21 protein-coding genes are annotated in these 17,447 nt (G+C 45.2%); 13 read left to right on the plus strand and 8 right to left on the minus strand.

From position 1 onward, the window contains the following. Positions 1–4: 4 nt before the first annotated feature. Positions 5–892 carry a fumarylacetoacetate hydrolase family protein gene (locus ICV90_RS03495; protein WP_215359747.1) on the minus strand — a complete coding sequence of 296 codons (888 nt, stop codon included), beginning with the start codon at positions 890–892 and terminating at the stop codon, positions 5–7. 113 nt (positions 893–1,005) lie between these two features. Here ICV90_RS03495 and ICV90_RS03500 point away from each other — a divergent pair, with 113 nt between their 5' ends. The 3 genes from ICV90_RS03500 (at position 1,006) to ICV90_RS03510 (ending at position 3,608) form a co-directional block, all read left to right on the plus strand. After that, complete coding sequence (locus ICV90_RS03500) at positions 1,006–1,992, plus strand: tripartite tricarboxylate transporter substrate binding protein (RefSeq protein WP_215359749.1); 987 nt, start codon at positions 1,006–1,008, stop codon at positions 1,990–1,992. Next, positions 1,992–2,789: a class II aldolase/adducin family protein gene (locus tag ICV90_RS03505; RefSeq protein ID WP_215359751.1), complete on the plus strand. Its 798-nt coding sequence runs from the start codon at positions 1,992–1,994 to the stop codon at positions 2,787–2,789. The genes ICV90_RS03500 and ICV90_RS03505 overlap by 1 nt, the downstream gene beginning before the upstream one ends. 69 nt (positions 2,790–2,858) lie before the next feature. Beyond that, positions 2,859–3,608, plus strand: a complete 750-nt coding sequence (locus tag ICV90_RS03510) for a transporter (protein WP_215359753.1) — start codon at positions 2,859–2,861, stop codon at positions 3,606–3,608. Positions 3,609–3,620: 12 nt separating this feature from the next. On the opposite strand, the gene ICV90_RS03515 is transcribed toward ICV90_RS03510, so the two are convergent. From ICV90_RS03515 to ICV90_RS03535, 5 genes are all read right to left on the minus strand, one after another. Beyond that, a complete protein-coding gene (locus ICV90_RS03515; RefSeq protein ID WP_215359755.1) occupies positions 3,621–4,052 on the minus strand; it encodes a DUF6152 family protein in 432 nt (143 codons plus the stop codon). Between the two features lie 33 nt (positions 4,053–4,085). Further along, positions 4,086–4,913, minus strand: a complete 828-nt coding sequence (locus tag ICV90_RS03520; RefSeq protein ID WP_215359757.1) for a hypothetical protein — start codon at positions 4,911–4,913, stop codon at positions 4,086–4,088. A gap of 17 nt (positions 4,914–4,930) precedes the next feature. Then, the gene (locus ICV90_RS03525; RefSeq protein WP_215359759.1) at positions 4,931–5,437 is read right to left on the minus strand and encodes a DUF6644 family protein; all 507 of its coding nucleotides are present in this window, start codon (positions 5,435–5,437) and stop codon (positions 4,931–4,933) included. Positions 5,438–5,470: 33 nt separating this feature from the next. Further along, positions 5,471–5,956, minus strand: coding sequence for a DUF6644 family protein (locus tag ICV90_RS03530; protein WP_215359761.1), 486 nt, complete (start codon positions 5,954–5,956; stop codon positions 5,471–5,473). Positions 5,957–6,218: 262 nt separating this feature from the next. Then, a complete protein-coding gene (locus ICV90_RS03535; RefSeq protein WP_215359763.1) occupies positions 6,219–7,220 on the minus strand; it encodes a tripartite tricarboxylate transporter substrate binding protein in 1,002 nt (333 codons plus the stop codon). Between the two features lie 106 nt (positions 7,221–7,326). Between ICV90_RS03535 and ICV90_RS03540 the strand changes: the two genes are divergently transcribed. From ICV90_RS03540 to ICV90_RS03550, 3 genes are read left to right on the plus strand one after another with little or no spacing between them, the layout of a single operon-like run. After that, on the plus strand, positions 7,327–7,608 hold the full coding sequence (locus tag ICV90_RS03540) for a SemiSWEET transporter (RefSeq protein WP_215359765.1): 282 nt from the start codon (positions 7,327–7,329) through the stop codon (positions 7,606–7,608). A gap of 35 nt (positions 7,609–7,643) precedes the next feature. Beyond that, positions 7,644–8,336 (plus strand): fumarylacetoacetate hydrolase family protein, encoded by a 693-nt coding sequence (locus ICV90_RS03545; RefSeq protein WP_215359767.1) that lies wholly within the window; start codon positions 7,644–7,646, stop codon positions 8,334–8,336. A gap of 21 nt (positions 8,337–8,357) precedes the next feature. Continuing rightward, a complete protein-coding gene (locus tag ICV90_RS03550) occupies positions 8,358–9,407 on the plus strand; it encodes an alpha/beta fold hydrolase (protein WP_215360342.1) in 1,050 nt (349 codons plus the stop codon). A gap of 14 nt (positions 9,408–9,421) precedes the next feature. Here ICV90_RS03550 and ICV90_RS03555 read toward each other — a convergent pair whose 3' ends face one another. After that, a complete protein-coding gene (locus ICV90_RS03555) occupies positions 9,422–10,201 on the minus strand; it encodes an enoyl-CoA hydratase/isomerase family protein (RefSeq protein ID WP_215359769.1) in 780 nt (259 codons plus the stop codon). 87 nt (positions 10,202–10,288) lie between these two features. Between ICV90_RS03555 and ICV90_RS03560 the strand changes: the two genes are divergently transcribed. The 7 genes from ICV90_RS03560 to ICV90_RS03590 all read left to right on the plus strand — a co-directional run bounded on the left by ICV90_RS03560 (position 10,289) and on the right by ICV90_RS03590 (position 16,032). Beyond that, positions 10,289–10,447, plus strand: a complete 159-nt coding sequence (locus tag ICV90_RS03560) for a DUF5993 family protein (protein ID WP_158009030.1) — start codon at positions 10,289–10,291, stop codon at positions 10,445–10,447. A 6-nt stretch (positions 10,448–10,453) separates the two neighbouring features. Continuing rightward, positions 10,454–11,017: a disulfide bond formation protein B gene (locus tag ICV90_RS03565; protein ID WP_215359771.1), complete on the plus strand. Its 564-nt coding sequence runs from the start codon at positions 10,454–10,456 to the stop codon at positions 11,015–11,017. A 34-nt stretch (positions 11,018–11,051) separates the two neighbouring features. Further along, the gene (locus tag ICV90_RS03570; protein WP_215359773.1) at positions 11,052–12,050 is read left to right on the plus strand and encodes a tripartite tricarboxylate transporter substrate binding protein; all 999 of its coding nucleotides are present in this window, start codon (positions 11,052–11,054) and stop codon (positions 12,048–12,050) included. A 92-nt stretch (positions 12,051–12,142) separates the two neighbouring features. Further along, positions 12,143–13,954: a COG3014 family protein gene (locus tag ICV90_RS03575; RefSeq protein WP_251367786.1), complete on the plus strand. Its 1,812-nt coding sequence runs from the start codon at positions 12,143–12,145 to the stop codon at positions 13,952–13,954. Between the two features lie 11 nt (positions 13,955–13,965). Then, positions 13,966–14,322, plus strand: a complete 357-nt coding sequence (locus ICV90_RS03580) for a YcfL family protein (protein ID WP_215359777.1) — start codon at positions 13,966–13,968, stop codon at positions 14,320–14,322. A gap of 52 nt (positions 14,323–14,374) precedes the next feature. Beyond that, entirely contained in the window at positions 14,375–14,959 is a 585-nt protein-coding gene (gene lpoB, locus ICV90_RS03585) for a penicillin-binding protein activator LpoB (RefSeq protein WP_371743868.1), read from the plus strand. A 35-nt stretch (positions 14,960–14,994) separates the two neighbouring features. Beyond that, a complete protein-coding gene (locus ICV90_RS03590; protein ID WP_215359781.1) occupies positions 14,995–16,032 on the plus strand; it encodes a hypothetical protein in 1,038 nt (345 codons plus the stop codon). A gap of 20 nt (positions 16,033–16,052) precedes the next feature. Here the strand turns inward: ICV90_RS03590 and ICV90_RS03595 are convergent, their stop codons facing one another. Beyond that, the gene (locus ICV90_RS03595) at positions 16,053–17,444 is read right to left on the minus strand and encodes an MATE family efflux transporter (protein ID WP_215359783.1); all 1,392 of its coding nucleotides are present in this window, start codon (positions 17,442–17,444) and stop codon (positions 16,053–16,055) included. Between the last annotated feature and the right edge of the window lie 3 nt (positions 17,445–17,447).

Below are 17,447 nucleotides of genomic sequence, written 5' to 3' on the forward strand. Positions count from 1 at the left end.
TCTTCTATTGAGCAATAAAAGTGTTTTCTAACTTGCCAATGCCACCCATCTCTACAACGACTACATCGCCATTGACTAAATACTTGGGGGGCTTAAAGCCAATGCCAACACCAACTGGAGTGCCGGTAGCAATCAGATCACCCGGGTAGAGTGTGATGCCTGCAGAGACCGTGGCGATCATATTGGGGATGTCAAAAATCAGATCTTTGGTATTAGAGTTTTGGCGTAATTCGCCATTGACCCAGCACTTAACCGCGATATCTTCGGCATCGACTTCATCTGCCGTAACGACCCATGGGCCCATAGGGCAGAAGGTATCAAAGCTTTTTCCTAAGAACCATTGCTTATGTCTTTGCTGCCAATCGCGTGCGGTTACATCATTGATAGCGGTGTAGCCCCAGACATGTTTCATGGCATCCGCTTCGCTAATGCCTTTACCGCCTTTGCCAATCACAATTGTGAGTTCCGCTTCGTAATCAATGCAGGTTGATACAGCAGTAGGAATAATGACGTTAGTGTTGGGTCCAGTTACAGACTCAGGTGGCTTTGTAAAGAAGATCGCATGACTCGGAATATCTTCACCAGGTTTAGCGCTGCCATCAAATCCGCTATTGGAAAATTCTTTAGCATGCTCATGGTAATTTTTTCCAACACAGAAAATATTGCGGCGCGGTCTAGGTACTGGGGCAAGTAAGCGAATGTCGCCAAATGCATGCGTAGAAGTAGGTTTTGGTAACTTACCCGCCAGGTCAGATTTAAGGATGGCAACAATGCCATCTTCACTAACATCCACACCTAAATCAAGCTCTTGAACTGTCGTGCCATCAGCAGACACAATTCCGACGCGAGTTTTGGCGGGTTCTTTGGCTAAAACAAATGCGGCATATCTCATGATTACTATCTCCGGCTGGGGTTTTGTCTACGCTAGCCCCTGTTTATTGTGATGAATCTTGTAGTAGGATAAAGAGCATAAATAATAACTAATTTACGTATTCGAGACAAAAAATGAGACAAAAATATTCATTTGTTGCAGCCTTGGGCCTTCTATGCGCTTGCTTGGTCTCTACGGGTGCTTTTGCGCAGACGCCAGAAGCCTGGCCCACGAAACCCATCACCATGGTTGTGCCATTTCCACCGGGTGGTGTGGCTGATACGGTAGGTAGACCGGTTGCAGAGGCCCTTTCCCGTAGCTTGGGTCAGTCAGTCATCGTAGAAAACAAAGCTGGGGCTGGTGGTGGCATTGGCATGGCAGCAGTAGCTAGAGCCAAACCTGATGGCTACACCATTTTGATGGCTTTATCGTCTATTTCAATTATTCCAGAGGCAGATAAAGTGGTGGGAAGAGAGCAATCTTTTCAACTCAATCAACTCAAGCCCATTGCACGTTTTACTGCGGATCCAACAGTTTTAGTGGTCAGGGCGGATAGCCCATGGAAAGATTACAAAGCTTTTGTTGCAGCAATGCGCGCTAATCCGGGTAAATACAATTTTGGTTCATCAGGAAACTATGGAACGATGCATGTGCCGATGGAGATGCTCAAGTCTTCCGAGAAGTTCTATATGGTTCACATTCCGTATACGGGTGCAGGACCGGCGATTGTAGGTTTATTAGGAGGGCAGGTAGATGCGATTGCTACAGGACCTTCCTCTATCGTTCAGCAAATTAAGGCGGGCAAAGTGCGCGCCTTGGCTCATTGGGGTGATGGTAGGTTGGCCAGCATGCCTGAGGTGCCTAGCTTTAAAGAAATGGGCGTCAAGATCGAGTTCTCTCAATGGGCTGGATTATTTGTACCCAGCGCAACCCCTGATTACATCACCAATAAGTTACGTGAGGCTGCTAAACAGGCTGCCAATGATGAGCGAGTGCGGGCTGTGATCAATGGGGCAGGAAGTCCAATTCAATATATGGATGCGCCTGAATTTAAGGCTTACTGGGATAAGGAATCGGCTCAGATGGGCGAGGTTGTTAAAAAGATTGGCAAGGTTGAATAATGAAAAAACAATTACTTTCCCCTTTGTTTGCATTGCTTTTTACTCAGGCACATGCTGCAACCGTTCAGGAGCAGATGGATCAAAATATGGCAGTCAAGACAGCTGTTGAAGAACTTGTTCTTGCGAATCATATTTTGTATGACCAAAATGCTGTTGATGGCTATGGCCATATTAGTGTTCGTAACCCAGCCAATCCTAATACATTCTTTCTGGCAAGAAGTGTCGCGCCATCAGTTGTCAAAATTGAAGACATCATGGAATTCGATATGAATGGCAAAGCTTTAAATGGCGATACACGAGTGGCTTATGGTGAGAGATATATTCATAGTGGTGTTCTAAAAAATCGCCCCGATATTAATTCGGTAATCCATGGTCATGCTGCACCCATACTGCCATATGGACTTACAGGTACCACTCTCAAACCTGTGTATCACATGAGTGCATTCTTAGGGGATGGCGCGCCTATTTTTGAGATCCGCAATTTTGCTAAGCCCAATCCAGATACGGATATGTTTATTAGTAATGTTGAGCTAGGTGATGCCCTATCTAAAACTATGGGTTTGCAGTATTTTGTTTTGATGCGGGGCCATGGATATGCTTCAGGGGCAGACTCCATTAAGAAGGCAGTCTTTAGAACGGTGTATGCAATTCAAAATGCAAGCATTCAGTCTGAGGCAATGAAGATGGGTCAGGTGCAATACCTTACCCCCGGCGAAGCTGTTACTGCGCAGGAAACCATTGAGAAGACCATTGGACGCCCATGGCAGCTTTGGAGTGAGCGCGTCAAAAAACCGTAATCATTGTTAAACTCTTGCCTCATGCAGATGCAAGCCCACTCCCTCGCCAAAGCCTTTTTACAGGGATTAGTGTCAGTATCCTTACTGCTGCTGCCATCGGTCAGCATGGCGGTCCTGCAGGATGAAATTCAGGTTTACGATGACGAAATTAATGCCAAGGGTGAAGCCAGTCTTGAGGTGCATTTAAACAGTACTCCCCGAGGCATTCAAAGCCCCTCCTATCCGGGTGAGGTGATGAACAATAACGGTGTACGAGTGACTCCTGAGTTTGCCTATGGCTTAGGCCATGATCTCGAAGCAGGTTTGTATATCTCTTATGTGAACTATGACAACAAGTTTCAGTATGCGGCAACCAAAGTGCGTATGAAATGGTTGCCAATTCGCGAAGATAAAGGCGACTCCTTTTTCGCAGGCGCAAATCTAGAGTTATCCAACGTACAACCCCAGTTTGATGAGTCTAGATACAACGGTGAAATGCGTTTTATTATTGGCAAGCATTTTGATGAGTGGCTTTTCTCATTTAACCCTATTGTGGATATGCCACTCTCCCAGCCTTACGTGCATCAGTCACCATATTTTTCTACGGCTACTCGCTTATCTAGGGAAGTAACACCTGAGCTGGCGCTCGGGGTGGAGTATTACTCCAACCTGAATCAACTTGGTCAGCCTATCAACTATCAAAACACCCAACAGTTGGGTTTCTTAATGATGTACTACGATGGCAAACCACTTTCTTTTCAGGCTGGGGTAGGTAAGGGCTTCTCTAACAGTACGGACTCATTAACGCTTAAAGCGATTTTTTCCATTCCATTAAATTAAATTTAAAACAAACTATTTCTGCTCGCGTTCTTCTAGGTTAGGGCTTTCTTGAGCGCGAATATCAGCAGTGTAGAACTTTCCGGTATCAGTTAGCGTTACTTTCTTAAGGTATCCACCTTTATTGCCGTTGCGTAATGGCCAAAATTCCACTGATACTTTATCTCCTGCTTTTACAGCGTTTCTAGTCCAGCCGCCTGCACGAGTCAGATTTCCCGGACTTGAAACTTCGAGTATCCAAAGGGCAGGTGCATCGCCATCCTTGAGTGTGCCAGTTACAAATATGCCAACGTGTGGGTTGGTCCACTGAACTTCTTTAACTACCCCAGTGATAGTAAATACTTTATCTCTATCAAACATGGTGGTGGCATGGTGTGCAAACGCTAGGGCTGACACTGATAATGCAATAGCGAATGAGGCTACTCTTGTGAATGTGGTGAGTTTCAAAATACTATCTCCTTGATGTGACCTAGATATAAATTATTGGGGTGGAATGCGATTGCCGCCCACATCGTATTGAACGGGAACGTAAATATCATTACCGCGATTATCTTTTCCTGGAGCAAAAGAGCCCTCTAAACAAACTCCTTCGACAATATCGAATTTACGAGCGCGTTGACGGAAATAAATACGGGTTGTTTTCCAGGGCTTGGTTAGCACATTGGGGGCAATGATCTCAATATCGTCATGCAATTCATCTTTACCCGCTAAATGAATTCGTTCGATGATGCGCATATCACCATTATTGGGAACGCCGGCAGCTTCGCTGATAGCAATATAAGCCTGAGGCACTACGCCTACCGTATCCACCACAAGCGTATCGCCCTCCCACTTACCAATAGAGTGGCCATGAAAAGTCGGGTCTGGATCTTCCGGATGGGGGCGACCATCGGTATAGATACGTCGCAAACGATTGCCATCAGACTCACCAAGCAAGGTCACTCTGCCTGGCGTAAAAAGGATTTCCATTGCGTTATGGGTAACCAACATCCACGCAGGCATCGCTTCAGGCAGGCAATTCACGAAGAGTGGAGGGGGTCTCCCAGCCTTTTCCTCAGCTAGTTGAAATTGAATGAGTTCGTTGGCGGCGGGGGTCCAAGGTGGCATATTGGTTTTGGCTTGTTTATCTTGATCCGAGATTTTAGGATTCCACACGCCACTCCAATCAGGCAGCTTAGCAAGGTTGCCCCAGTCTTTAGCCGTAGGTGGGGGATTGATGATAGGCTTGGTTGATTGGGCCACTGTATTTTGTGCAAGGCCTATTCCTAAACCCGCAGCCATTAATAGACAGATTAGTTTTCTTTTCATATCCCCTCTTTTTTTATTCATGATGTTGCTGATACTAGTTCGAGCGTAAAGCCAATCCAGCGACCGCAAAAAATAATACTTATCCAAAGCGTTAGTGAAATGGCTCCGGCACTTCGGGCCGCTATTGGCAATTGTTGGTAGTGATTCCAGCTATCAAGATTTTTGCCAATAATAAATTGAAAGCACATCATATTGATGCCTGCCAAGCCAAGTAAAATAATTTTAGAGATGAAGTAAAAATTTTGACTATAACTTAGCGCATTCGAGGTGAAAAGAATCGCGCCTGTAATAGCGGCAGCTAAAAAAGCCATCCAGGTAATCGGCAGAAGCTCTTTGCTGATATTACTAATTGCTCGATTTAACGCGCGTACCCCAATCAAGCGCAGATCCACCAATGCAATTGAGCCAATGACCAATGTGACTGCAAGAACATGGATGGCTTCAATCCAGGGAAATAGTAATTCATTTTCGCGAATCGTTTGCGCTAGGGGATTGCTATAAATGAAAATCAGAATGTCGTTCATATCTTTTTGTAATTAATTGTTATGAATTTTTGATTAGGCGTAGGCAATCCAGCGGCCAGCAGCAACAATGCCAACCCACAAAGCTAGCGACAAAATTGCCAGCAAACGGTTTGCAGTATTTACTGGAGTAAAAGAGTTATTGCTATGCCACTTTTTCTGAAACAGTAGGGTGATCATGATCACCACAAGCAACATCAGCATTTTTAGTTGAAAGGCTGGATTGGTTAAAGATCTTGCGGGTTCTCCTACGATCATGATGCAGCCGGTAATCAGTAGCACTGGAAGTGCAAGCCAGATTAAAGACTGATATCGATTAATTACAGCTGCAATTGGTTCACTTTGCCCGTGAATACCTAAGATTCTGAGATTGATCAGAAGGGCGCCTACCAGAATGGACGCTATAGCTAGAATATGGATGCTCTGCAAAAAGGGCACTACCCAGAAATTATTTTGTATTGCTGCATTGAGAGGAGTGCTCTCCAGGTAATAGCAGAATTGGAGTAATGCAGAATTTTGCATAGTTTTAGTAATAACTGAGTATTGGTGGGAAGAGTTTATATGAATTAAATCATTCAAAAAACGAGCTTAGCAAGTTATGGCGATTCAAGTTCTTTATGGCGGGTATTTGAGAATTTTTGCTGCAGTTGCAGCATTTTTATTGCCTCCCAAAACGAATTAGATCATCGCAAGGAAAGAGTCCGAAATAATTGAATGAGGTAAGGTCATTAAGAAATAAGGGGTCTCAAAGAAACCCCTTATCGCATTTGAGAGTGGTAAGCGTTCAATCTGCTTTTACGTTTGCATCTTTAATGACTTTGCTCCACATAGTCATTTCACGTGAAATTCGCTTGCTAGAATCCGCGGGCGAAAGGTAGTTCACATAAACGCCAGCTGCCAACATGCGTTCCTGTACTTCAGGGCGCTGCAAAATAATTTTGATGTCACCACTGAGTTTGTCGATGATCGGCTTAGGTGTTCCTGCTGGAGCCAAAATACCAAACATGCTTACTACATCAAAGTTAGGCAGGCCGGTGGCTTCGGTTATGGTAGGAACATCTGGTAGTTGACTAATGCGTTTAGCGGTTGTTACAGCTAGAGGTCTTAATTGACCTGCTTGAATAAATTGCAGGGCTGCTGGAACTGTTTCAGACATCGTGAGCACTTGACCGCCTACTAGATCAGTCATAGCGGGGCCGCTACCTTTATAAGGTACATGCAATAGATCTAAACCAAGTTGATAGCGAAACATTTCCATTGCAAGGCGTTGTGGGGCGCCAGCTCCAGATGAGGCGAAAGTAAGTTTGCCTGGATTCGCTTTTGCGTAAGCAATGAACTCTTTCATATTCTTTACAGGGACTGAAGGATTCACTACAAATACCAGAGGCACTACTCCTACCACGTCAACTGGTGTGAAATCTTTTTCAAGGTTGTATCTAATCTTATCTTTATCAAGATTGGCATTGATCGAGTGAGATGTGAGGGCGCCCATTAAGAGGGTGTAGCCATCCGCAGGGGACTTTGCAACCATGTCCGCACCAATATTGCCGCTATCGCCTGCGCGATTATCAGGAACTACTTGCTGATTTAGCGACTTAGATAACTCTTGCGCCATGATGCGCCCAATCACATCGGTAGCACCGCCAGGTGGGTATGGAATAACAAGCCTAATAGGCTTGTCAGGATAGTTTTTAATAGCGGAGCTACTGGTTTGCGCCAACAGTGGAGCGGTGATCAGGCTACTGCAAAGGAGCAGGCCAAAGCCTCGAATTAGATGTTGTCTCATTTTGTATTTTTAATGGTGGGTTGAGTTACGATTTTCTATTATCTACAGATTAAAAATTCATGCGCTGCGTCAATGAACTGCAAATTTCTCTTATTACAATGAATAAATGAACCTTGAGCCCCATCAAATCGAGATTATTGGATATTGCGCCGCATTCTTGACTACCATTGCCTTTTTACCGCAGGCGATACAGTCTTGGCGCACCAGGGACCTATCGGGCATCTCCTTGGGGATGTACTCCTTATTTACTGCGGGGGTGGGTTTGTGGCTGGTTTATGGCCTCATTATTGAAAAGTGGCCTCTCATTTTGGCCAACGCCCTCACCTTTGCCCTGGCGCTCAGCATCTTATTGTTGAAATTGCGTCATACTTCTAAACATCAGAAATAAAGCACTTATTCATTAAAATTCTTAGAAAGGTTTTTATGTCTTCAGCATTCGTGATTGATCCCCCAGCAGTAATTTCATTGCCTGTGACTGGCGATACTCGTCGCTTCGCCGTGAATCGTATTTACTGCGTTGGTAGAAACTATGCCGATCATGCACGCGAGATGGGTAATGATCCTGATCGAGAGCCACCATTCTTCTTTATGAAGCCTGCTAACTCGATTGTGACTGATGGTAAAGATATGGCTTACCCAAATTTATCAAAGGATGTTCACCACGAAATTGAAATGGTGGTCGCTATTGGTAAAGGCGGCGCAAATATTTCTGCAGAAAAAGCCTTAGAGTATGTCTATGGTTACGGAGTTGGTCTGGATATGACTCGGCGCGATCTTCAAGGTGAGGCTAAGAAGATGGGGCGTCCTTGGGATACCGGTAAAGCATTTGATCAATCTGCCCCTTGCGGTGAGATCACGCCAGCTAGTCAGTGTGGTCATCCTGCCAAGGGCGCCGTTAAGCTCTTAGTGAATGGTGAAGTTCGTCAAGAGGGCGATCTTAACCAGTTGATTTGGAATGTTCCTGACACGATTGCTTATCTATCTACCTTATTTACCTTGGAACCAGGTGACTTAATTTTCTCCGGTACGCCAGCAGGTGTTGGCCCAGTTAAAAAAGGGGATGTGCTTGAAGGTAGTGTTGCCGGTTTACCAAACTTAAAAACAAAAATTCTCTAAATCAAAAAGAAGGTCAGATTGATGACAAGTGTTCTCAAGAAAGTATTGCTGATTGGTACAACGTTAGTTGCACCTGTTTTTTTGGTTTCATGCGCCAATACTGAGAAGACCTCATCAACTCCACCTGTCAGTCTTTATGCTGATGCAGCCCCTTTAGATTTGCGAATCAGCAAATGGCCTTACCCATACCCACTCAAGGAATTTAAAACTTCTTTACAGGGGCAAGCAGCAAGCATGATGTATATGGATGTTGGGGCCTTAGGCAAGCAAAAGGGTGTGGTGGTGTTATTTCATGGCAAGAATTTCTCCAGTGATTATTGGTCCTTCACTATTGCAGGCCTTTCAAAGGCCGGCTATCGTGTGATTGCTCCTGATCAGATTGGCTTCGGAAAGTCTTCTAAGCCAGATGTGGCATACCACTTTGATGATTTAGCTGCCAATACGCAAGACTTACTGAAGTCTCTCAATATCAAGCAGGTTTCAGTCATAGCGAACTCCATGGGCGGCATGGTGGGCATTCGTTTTGCGCGCTTATACCCACAAACCGTCAAAAAGCTAGTATTGGAGAACCCTTTAGGACTTGAGGATTACAGCAAAGACATCCCTCCGCAACAGAATGACGATTTGCTCAAGCTAGAGATGGCTCAGACGGAAGTGAGCTATCGCCGCTTTCTGCAAAGTTATTTTCCAAACTGGCAACCCGCTTATGAAAAGTTTGTAGAGGTCTATGTGCGCGTACAAAAAGGTCCGGACTATCCAGCCTATGCGAAGACTTCAGTGCTGACATACCAAATGATTGCTGAAAAACCAGTGGTCAATGATTTGCCACAATTAAAGATGCCGGTGTTATTGGTGATTGGTCAAAAGGACCGTACGGTATTTGGTAGACGTTTTGCACCGCCAGAGGCAGTGAAGTCTTTAGGTAACTTTCCGGAGTTAGGCAAGAAGGCGCAAGCAGCCATTCCGAATGCAAAGCTAGTACCAGTTGAAAATGTGGGACACGTACCTCACGTTGAGGTGCCCGATCAGTTTTTGAAAATCGTGGTGGAGTTTTTAAACTCAAAAGGCTAGCCTAACAGCCTTACTTATTCGCCATTCCACTGGGGTGGACGACCTTCTAAGAAGGCGTTCACACCCTCTCTAAAGTCCTTACTGTTATAGGTTTCTCGCATCAGATCCGTGCAGTCTGGAAGATTGTTTTGGAGTAAGCGTGCCAATGTCAGCTTGCTGGCTTTTTGCGTGATGGGAGCAAGGGTCGCTAATTTTTGAGCGAGCACATTGGTAACAGATTCGATTTCTGCGGACTCTGCCGTTTGATAGAGGTAGCCTGAAGCTAATAATTCTGGTGCCTTAATAAGTTCCGCAGTCAGAAGCATTTTCTTCACTGTTGGAGTTCCTAGGTGAGCCGCAAGCCAAGACAAATTACTTGGCGATAAACAATTTCCTAAGGTCTTGGCTACCGGTATACCGAAACGCGCATCTGGCGTCGAGATACGAAAGTCACAGAAAGTGGCCATCAACAGACCGCTGCCGACTGCTAAGCCTTCAATCATGGCAATAGTCGGCATCGGTAGTTGTTGCAGTGAGGAGAAAATATGATCAACCACAACTTCATATGCTTCATTTTCTTTGAGTGCAAAAAACTGTTGAATGTCGCTTCCTGAAACAAATGCTTTATCTCCTGCCCCTCGCAAGATGACTACTCGAATTTCAGGATTGTTAGCTAAGGAGTCGCAAATCCTTTTGAGCTCTTCATACATTGGCCAAGTGAGGGCATTGCGAGCGGCGGGGTGATTAAAAATAACCCGTGCCATATTCCCATCAATCTGTAGATCTAAGCAGGGAGGAGAGGGGCTGGTAGTCATAAGCCCATTCTAAACAAAAGCCCTTTCCAAAAGCCCTGAATTTATAGAATTACCCCCACTCTAAGAGTCCTGCGCTAGAATTCCCTTATGTATATGTTTCTACCTTTTCTGACGGCTTTTATCGGACTTGTTTTAGTCTGGTTTGAGAAGCGTCTTGCAGGTTTGACAGTTTTGGCGATTACCGTTGCCATCCTTCTGGTTTGGTTCCGTTTTCATGCAACTGATCATCTCAATATCAGTCTGTAATTGATTGTGAGTAAACATTCTCTACCCTCCCTAGCCGCGCTTGGTAATCAGCTTGCATTGCTAGCTGTTGTCGGTATGTTGTCATATGCCTTTGTAGATCAACTCTACTTTGGTGAGCTGCCTTGTCCTTTGTGCTTAATGCAGCGCGTTGGATTTGTGATTATTGGTTTTGCTTTGGTGCTCAATATTCGTTGTGGTGCTTATTCATCTCACTACGGATGGGGCATCATTGGTGGCCTGGTCGGAATGATGGTTTCTCTTCGTCAGGTGTTCTTGCATATTCTGCCGGGTGACACAGGATTCGGAAAAACATTTTTAGAGTTGCATTTCTATACCTGGGCATATGTTGGGTATACCGGTTTGTTAATGGGTCTTGCAGTGCTATTAATGCTACCTAACCGTGAAGTTCGCTCTCGCTCATGGTTTGCTAATGCCCTTGTCATTGCATTCGTTCTCTTGGTTTTGGGTAATCTCGTATCTACACTCTTGGAATGCGGTATCGGCCCCTGCGCTGATGACCCAGTGAAGTATGAGGGCTGGTTATGGCTACGCTCTCGCTTTGGTTTTTAACTTAGACCTTCCGGTCTAGTTCTACATTTTGAGCATGTCATTCTCTAAAGTTCTGAAGAACTTTCTCTTTATGTCTGTGTTGTGGGCCATTGGCTTTAGTGTTCATGCGCAAAGTACATCCCAGAAAATCGCTACCTGGCCAAAACAAGCCATTCGCATCGTTGTAACCTTTACCCCCGGTGGGGCTCCAGATATATTGGCGCGCGTTTTAGCGGAAGATTGGCAGCAAAACTTGGGTGTACCAGTACTAGTCGAGAATCGCCCAGGCTATGGCGGCAATATTGGCGCTGATCTTGTTGCTAAGAGCGATCCAGATGGCTATACCTTATTAATTGGTACGGTAGGCATTCATGCGATTAATGGCGCGCTGTATGAAAAGATTTCATACGATCCTGTGAAAGATTTCACACCCATTAGTTTTTTAGCAAGCACACCAAATGTATTAATTGTGAATAAGAAATTAGGCGTTAACAATCTTCATGAGTTAATTGAATTGGCAAAAGCAAAACCAGATCAACTCACTTTTGGTTCATCAGGTGTTGGCACTTCTTTGCACATGTCAGGTGAATTGTTTAAGCAAATAGCCGGTGTTCAAATCCGTCACATTCCTTATAAGGGACGAGCACAATCTTTGCCTGACTTACTCAGTGGTCGTATCTCCATGCTCTTTGATAACCTTTCTTCATCCTTAGCTTTGATTAAGGCGGGAGAGGTTCAAGCCTTAGGGGTGACTACGCTGAAGCGCTCACATGCCGCCCCCGAGATTCCCACTCTAGCCGAGCAAGGTTTGGCCGGTTTTGAGGCTGTATCTTGGTTTTCATTGATGGCACCGGCAAACCTTCCGCCTGATATTCAAAAACGCCTAAATCAAATGGTGCGCCAAACTTTGAACAACCCCGATGTCAAATCCAAGCTCTTGGCTGGTGGCCTGGACCCCGCTCCAGGTAGCCCAAAAGACCTTTCTAAGTTGATTGCCTCCGAAGCAAGCAAATGGGGTAAGGTAGTACAGCAATCAGGTGCAAAATTAGAGTAACAAACCCTTATTTTCTTGTCAGCCCAAGCCTATTTTTAAGCGTTAAAGGTATGTGGCCTTCATTTTTCCCTCTTTTTCGTAAACCCCTCAATTTGCCTAAATTTTCAGCATTAGACATTTCTAAATTCGGCGTGACTTTGGCTGTCTGTTTGTTGGTGGGTTGCGCTACGCAGACTCAGCAAATCAAGATGAATGAGTCCAAAGAGCAGTTTAAAAATGGTGATCTGCAAAATACGACTGCGGCTATTCAGGGTGCCTTCAAGGATAAAAATACCCTGTATTACATGGAGCTGGGCGAGGTACAAAGACTGCAAGGCCCCACCCAGATTCCCAATAGCACCCAAAACCTATTAGCTGCAGATCAATTAGTCAGTCGTTGGGAGGTGACTACCAGCGACAAACTCAGACGCTCTTTTTCAGGAGCAAGTGGCTACGTTTTGTCTGAAGGTTTCAGTAGTGAGTATGACCCTAAACCTTATGAAGTGAGTCTATTAAGTCAGACCATCGCCTTAAACCACATCTCTCAAGGGCACTGGAATGATGCCATGGTGGAAGCCAAAAAGATGGCACAGCGTGAGAAGGTGATTGAGGAGTTGATACAGAGTAGGGTGGCCGCAGTCTCCAAGGTGGAGCAGGAGCAGCAAAATAATCCCAATACTCAAGGCGCATCTAGCCGTATTGAAAGTATCAGCGGTTACCCAATCAATCTATTGGATGACGAGGAAACGCGTAGCCTCAAGAACTCGTATCAGAACCCGGCAGCGTATTACCTATCTGGTTTTATTCATGAGTCACAAGGAGAGGCAAGTCTAGCTGCGCCAGGTTATCGCTTGGCAATTGAGTTGCGTCCCCAAGTTAACTTTTTTAAAACCAGTATCGCTAAGTTGGACTCCAATATTGCCAACCAAGGCAAAAAGGCGTTTGCTGATACCTTGATCATTATTGATACGGGTTACATGCCTAAAATTATTCCTTATCAAATCAGCCAGTCTTTTAATCTGGGAGGCAACCCAAAATTAGTGACCTTAACTTTTCCGGTAATCGAAAAGTCTACCGAGCGTTTCAGGCCAACTATGGTTCAGTTGGGCGATAAAGTGGCTAATCCAGAGTTGGTTGCCAATATTGATGCTATGGCTCGCAAGAACTTGCGTGATGAGATGCCGGCCTATGTTTTAAGAGCATCCTCTAGAGCGCTAGTCTCTCTGGCTGCGCAATATGCAGCGGATCGAGCTGCACAGCAAGCGGCTAACAAGCGAAGCCAGAACAATCAAAACAATCAGAACAATGGTAGCGCTGCTCTGATTGGCGCGATTGCAGGAATGATTACGGGTTATGGCTTGCAAGCAATCAATGTGACTGATGTGCGTCATTGGTCAACTTTGCCCGCGCAAACATACATGGCCAGAATGGGTTTGCCGATTGGACCAACTGTTCTGAAATACACTTTGCCATCTGGCGTAACCGCATCTCAAACGGTTAACTTAGTAGGCGGGTACAACGTGGTTTATATCCGCATGTTTAGAAATAGGGCAACTGTATTGACCTCGAATGACCCTACTGCGCTTCCTCCCAAAGATCCTGTTGTTGGTACTCCAATAGTCGCATCTCCAGCCGCCATCTCGCCAGCAAGCCCACAACCTGCTCTCGTTGAACCTAAACCATCTGAGGGTGCATTTGCAGGTTTTAAGAAACTATGGGGAGGCTTTCAGGATCCGCTGCCCGAAGAGTCTGCCTCAGCCGTGGTAACAACTACCCCAGTAGCACAAACTAGCCCTGTGCTTCCTGCCCCTATTTCAACCCCCAATCCCACCCCCAACAATATCCCTGCTAGCGGTAATATGGAAGGGGTGAGGCCTTATGAGCCACCCAATCTGTTGAATAGCTTTCAGCAGCTTTTTAATTAGGAAAGACCCAGATGAAAAAATACCTTGCAATCCTGATGACAGCACTTGCTCTTGTTGCATGTAGCTCAACGCCATCCATGAAGGACATGACGGTACGCATGGGTGATACGGATAGCATTCAAATTACTGATATGCGTAGTTTGATGCGCAATGGCGTATTAACAGCGCAGGTAACCATACAGAATGACAGCAAATCCAATCTCGTATCTTATCGATTTAAATGGATTGGTAAAAACGGTATGGCTGTAACAGATGAAGAGCCATGGAAGCCTGTAACGGTAGGTAAGGGGCAGTCGACCGTTATCATGGGAATCGCCCCAACGCCGGATGCTACTGACTTTCGTTTTGAATTAAATCAATACAAATAAAAATCAATTAACTATTTAATATTAAAAAGATTTAGGCTTATTAAGGATGATCATGAACACTAAAACTATTCGCTTATCTGCTATTGCATTATCAGTAGCAGCACTTGCTGCATGCTCAGGACCACAGGTTCGTTACGGTGATGCGAAGGCGGTAGAGACCGTTAATGCAAACTACGGATCAACTGATCTACAGATGATTGCCGAGGCAATGACAAGATCACTGCTTCAGTCTAAGGCTATCTCTGGAAGCAAAGATGCGCCTATTGTGACGCTTGCAGATGTGAAGAATAAGACTTCTGAATATATCGATACGCGTGTGATTACCGATAAGATCCGTACGCAGTTAATGAAGAGCGGTCAAGTGCGATTTGCAGTGAGCGTTTCTGAAATGCAAAATCAGACCGAAGAGCTCAAGCGTCAGAATCAGTCAGGTTTATATAAGAACGGCACGATTGCCAAGACCGGCAATATGCAGGGCGCTCAGTATCGTATCGAAGGATCGATTGCTTCTATTATCAAAAACACCAAGGATGTGAAAGACGTTTATTACGTATTTAATCTCAATCTCATTAATAACGAATCCGGTTTGCTCGAGTGGGCTGATGAAAAAGAGATTCGTAAGACTGCTACGCGCTAATACGCAACTCAACACCATAAAGAATTGAGCAACACATGAAAAAAATATTATTAGCTTGTACGGGGATGAGTCTGATTTTTTTAGCCGGCTGTGCTAGCAAGCCGCCTGCTCCCGTGGAATCTGCGTATATTGGCCAAGTGCCAGCGGACCCACCCAAAAATCCCGTCATCAGTGCTGAGGCTTTAAAGGCGGATTCCAAGTCAATTGCGGTCACGGATATCTACTTTAAGAAAGAAGGAAAAAACTTCACGTTTGTCGAAGAAACTAGGACGACAACAGATAACAATATTACCTCTACGATTGTGCCCAAGACTATTGAGGTAGATGCGGATAAAGCGAATGCATCTGCTATTACTGGTGGGGCGAATTCATCCGCGTTCCCAGTGAAGTTCACTAATTTGGCCGATCCTATAGCTACTAGTCCAGGAGCAGCGACAGCGCCTGTGACGGATGCAGCAGCTCCAAGCAACAGCTCTTCAAGCGCTAATACCCAAAGCATGAAGAAGTCGGGATATCAAGCCAATAATGAGTATGGAGAATTGCGTTACTTGGCCAATCCCATTCGTGGCCTGTTGATAAAGTCTGGCTATAAAGTGGTTCAAGCCAAGGCTACCGTAGCCGCTCCTAATCAAGGTGACGAGTACTTCGATATTGTGAAACGTATTAAGGCTGGGGATTTCGGTGATGCAGACTATGTTTTATATGGTGTGTTGGCAGAAGTCTCTAGCACGGATAATGTATCTGATATTCCTGGAACCAAATCTACCTCGCAACAGATGACGCTTGAAGTAACGGTGGACTTTAATATTGTCGACACCAAGACAACGCAAATCGTTGCATCGTTTGTAGCTTCTGGTGAAGGTAAGGACGTCCAAATCGATGGCAGAGACACTGGATATAAACCGAGTAATGCCAAGTTAATGAAGTTGGCTTCATTGGATTTGGCTGAAGATGTACGCAAGCATTTGGCTGATCAAAACTTTATTACTAACAACCCTGGTTCGGCAGGGCAGTTGCGTAACCTCAAAACCCGTTTAAATGACGATGCTTCTACTTTGAAGGTTTATAAGTAAGAGACTCAAAGTAGTTTGTCTTAAACCTGTACCGGCGGATGCGTCTTCTCATAGCGCTCCGCCGTTCTTCTAAAGAGATAGAGCAAAAAGCACGCAGCTAAGCCCAGACTTAAGCTGTTGCCAGCCCAAAAGCCATTGGCGCCTTGTAGGAATTCTGGCGTATTGCCAAATACATTAAAACCCATGAGGTAGCCGCCACCAAGGCCTACGCCCCAAAGTGAGCCTGCATAAATCACCATCGGTAAAAAAGCAATGCGATAGGCCCGCAGAATAAATGCTGCGGTAACTTGAAGGGCATCAAATACTTGATAGAAGGCTATAAATAAGAAGAGGGGGATAGAGAACACCTTCACCTCTGCTGGTGGATCGTATAAATCCAATAGCTGTATTCTGAAAATCCAAACCGCGATACCAATAATGATGCACAGCGTGGTGGTAAAAAAGACGGATGACCAACCGATCTCTTCGGCACGCTCGGGTTTGTTAGCACCAATAGATTGTGACACTAAGGTCATGGTCGCAATGGAGAGGGATAGCGGCACCATGTAGATGACAGTTCCCATATTGGCCACGATTTGATGGCCTGCTAATGCCGTGGTTCCAAGGCGGGCAATAAATAGCGACATAAATGTGAAAGAAGTTACTTCAATCAAGTAACTAAAGCCAATAGGTGCGCCAAGTTTTAATAATGTCCAGATACGATGCCAATCGGGCATGCTAAAGCGAGCAAAGATCTTAAATGGTTTATAAAAGCGATCAAATAAAACAAAGCCCAGAGTCATGAGTAGCCAGGACCAGTTAATGATGACGGTAGCTACAGCGCAGCCTGGCCCGCCCATGCCCTCTATACCTAAGCCTCCATAAATAAAGAGTAGGTTTAAGGGTAGCTTGAGTCCTAAACCGATAATTTGTACAACAGTGATGACGGTGGGGCGTGAGACTGCATTGTGGAGGGCCATCAATACGCGCATGGCCATGCTGGCTGGTAAGCCAATTGCCAGAATGCTCAGATATAGCTTCGCTTTACCTTCAATAGCATCATTGACTCGGGAAATAGCTAGCAAGTGATCTGCATTGAGCAAAATGAAGCAGCCCAAAATCGTGAGGCCTAAAGCAAGCCAAGCCGCTTGCCGCACTTCTTCACCGATTTCACCAAAACGTTTGGCGCCAAAGAGTTGTCCTGCAATTGGTGCAAGCGCTGAGATCACTCCGGTGAGTCCTACATAAATGCTGATGAAGATAGCTGATGCCATTGCCAGTGCTGCTAAATCATCAGCTGAATAACGAGCAGTCATTGCTGTATCAAGTACGCCAAATGAAATCACAGCAAGCTGACCAACCAATAGAGGTCCAGCTAGTTTTAGTAAAGAGGGGATGTCCTCGCGAAGACGCGATAGCTTAAAGTGCAGCACGAA

The sequence above is a fragment of the Polynucleobacter sp. JS-JIR-II-b4 genome (genome assembly GCF_018687815.1).
GTDB lineage: Bacteria > Pseudomonadota > Gammaproteobacteria > Burkholderiales > Burkholderiaceae > Polynucleobacter.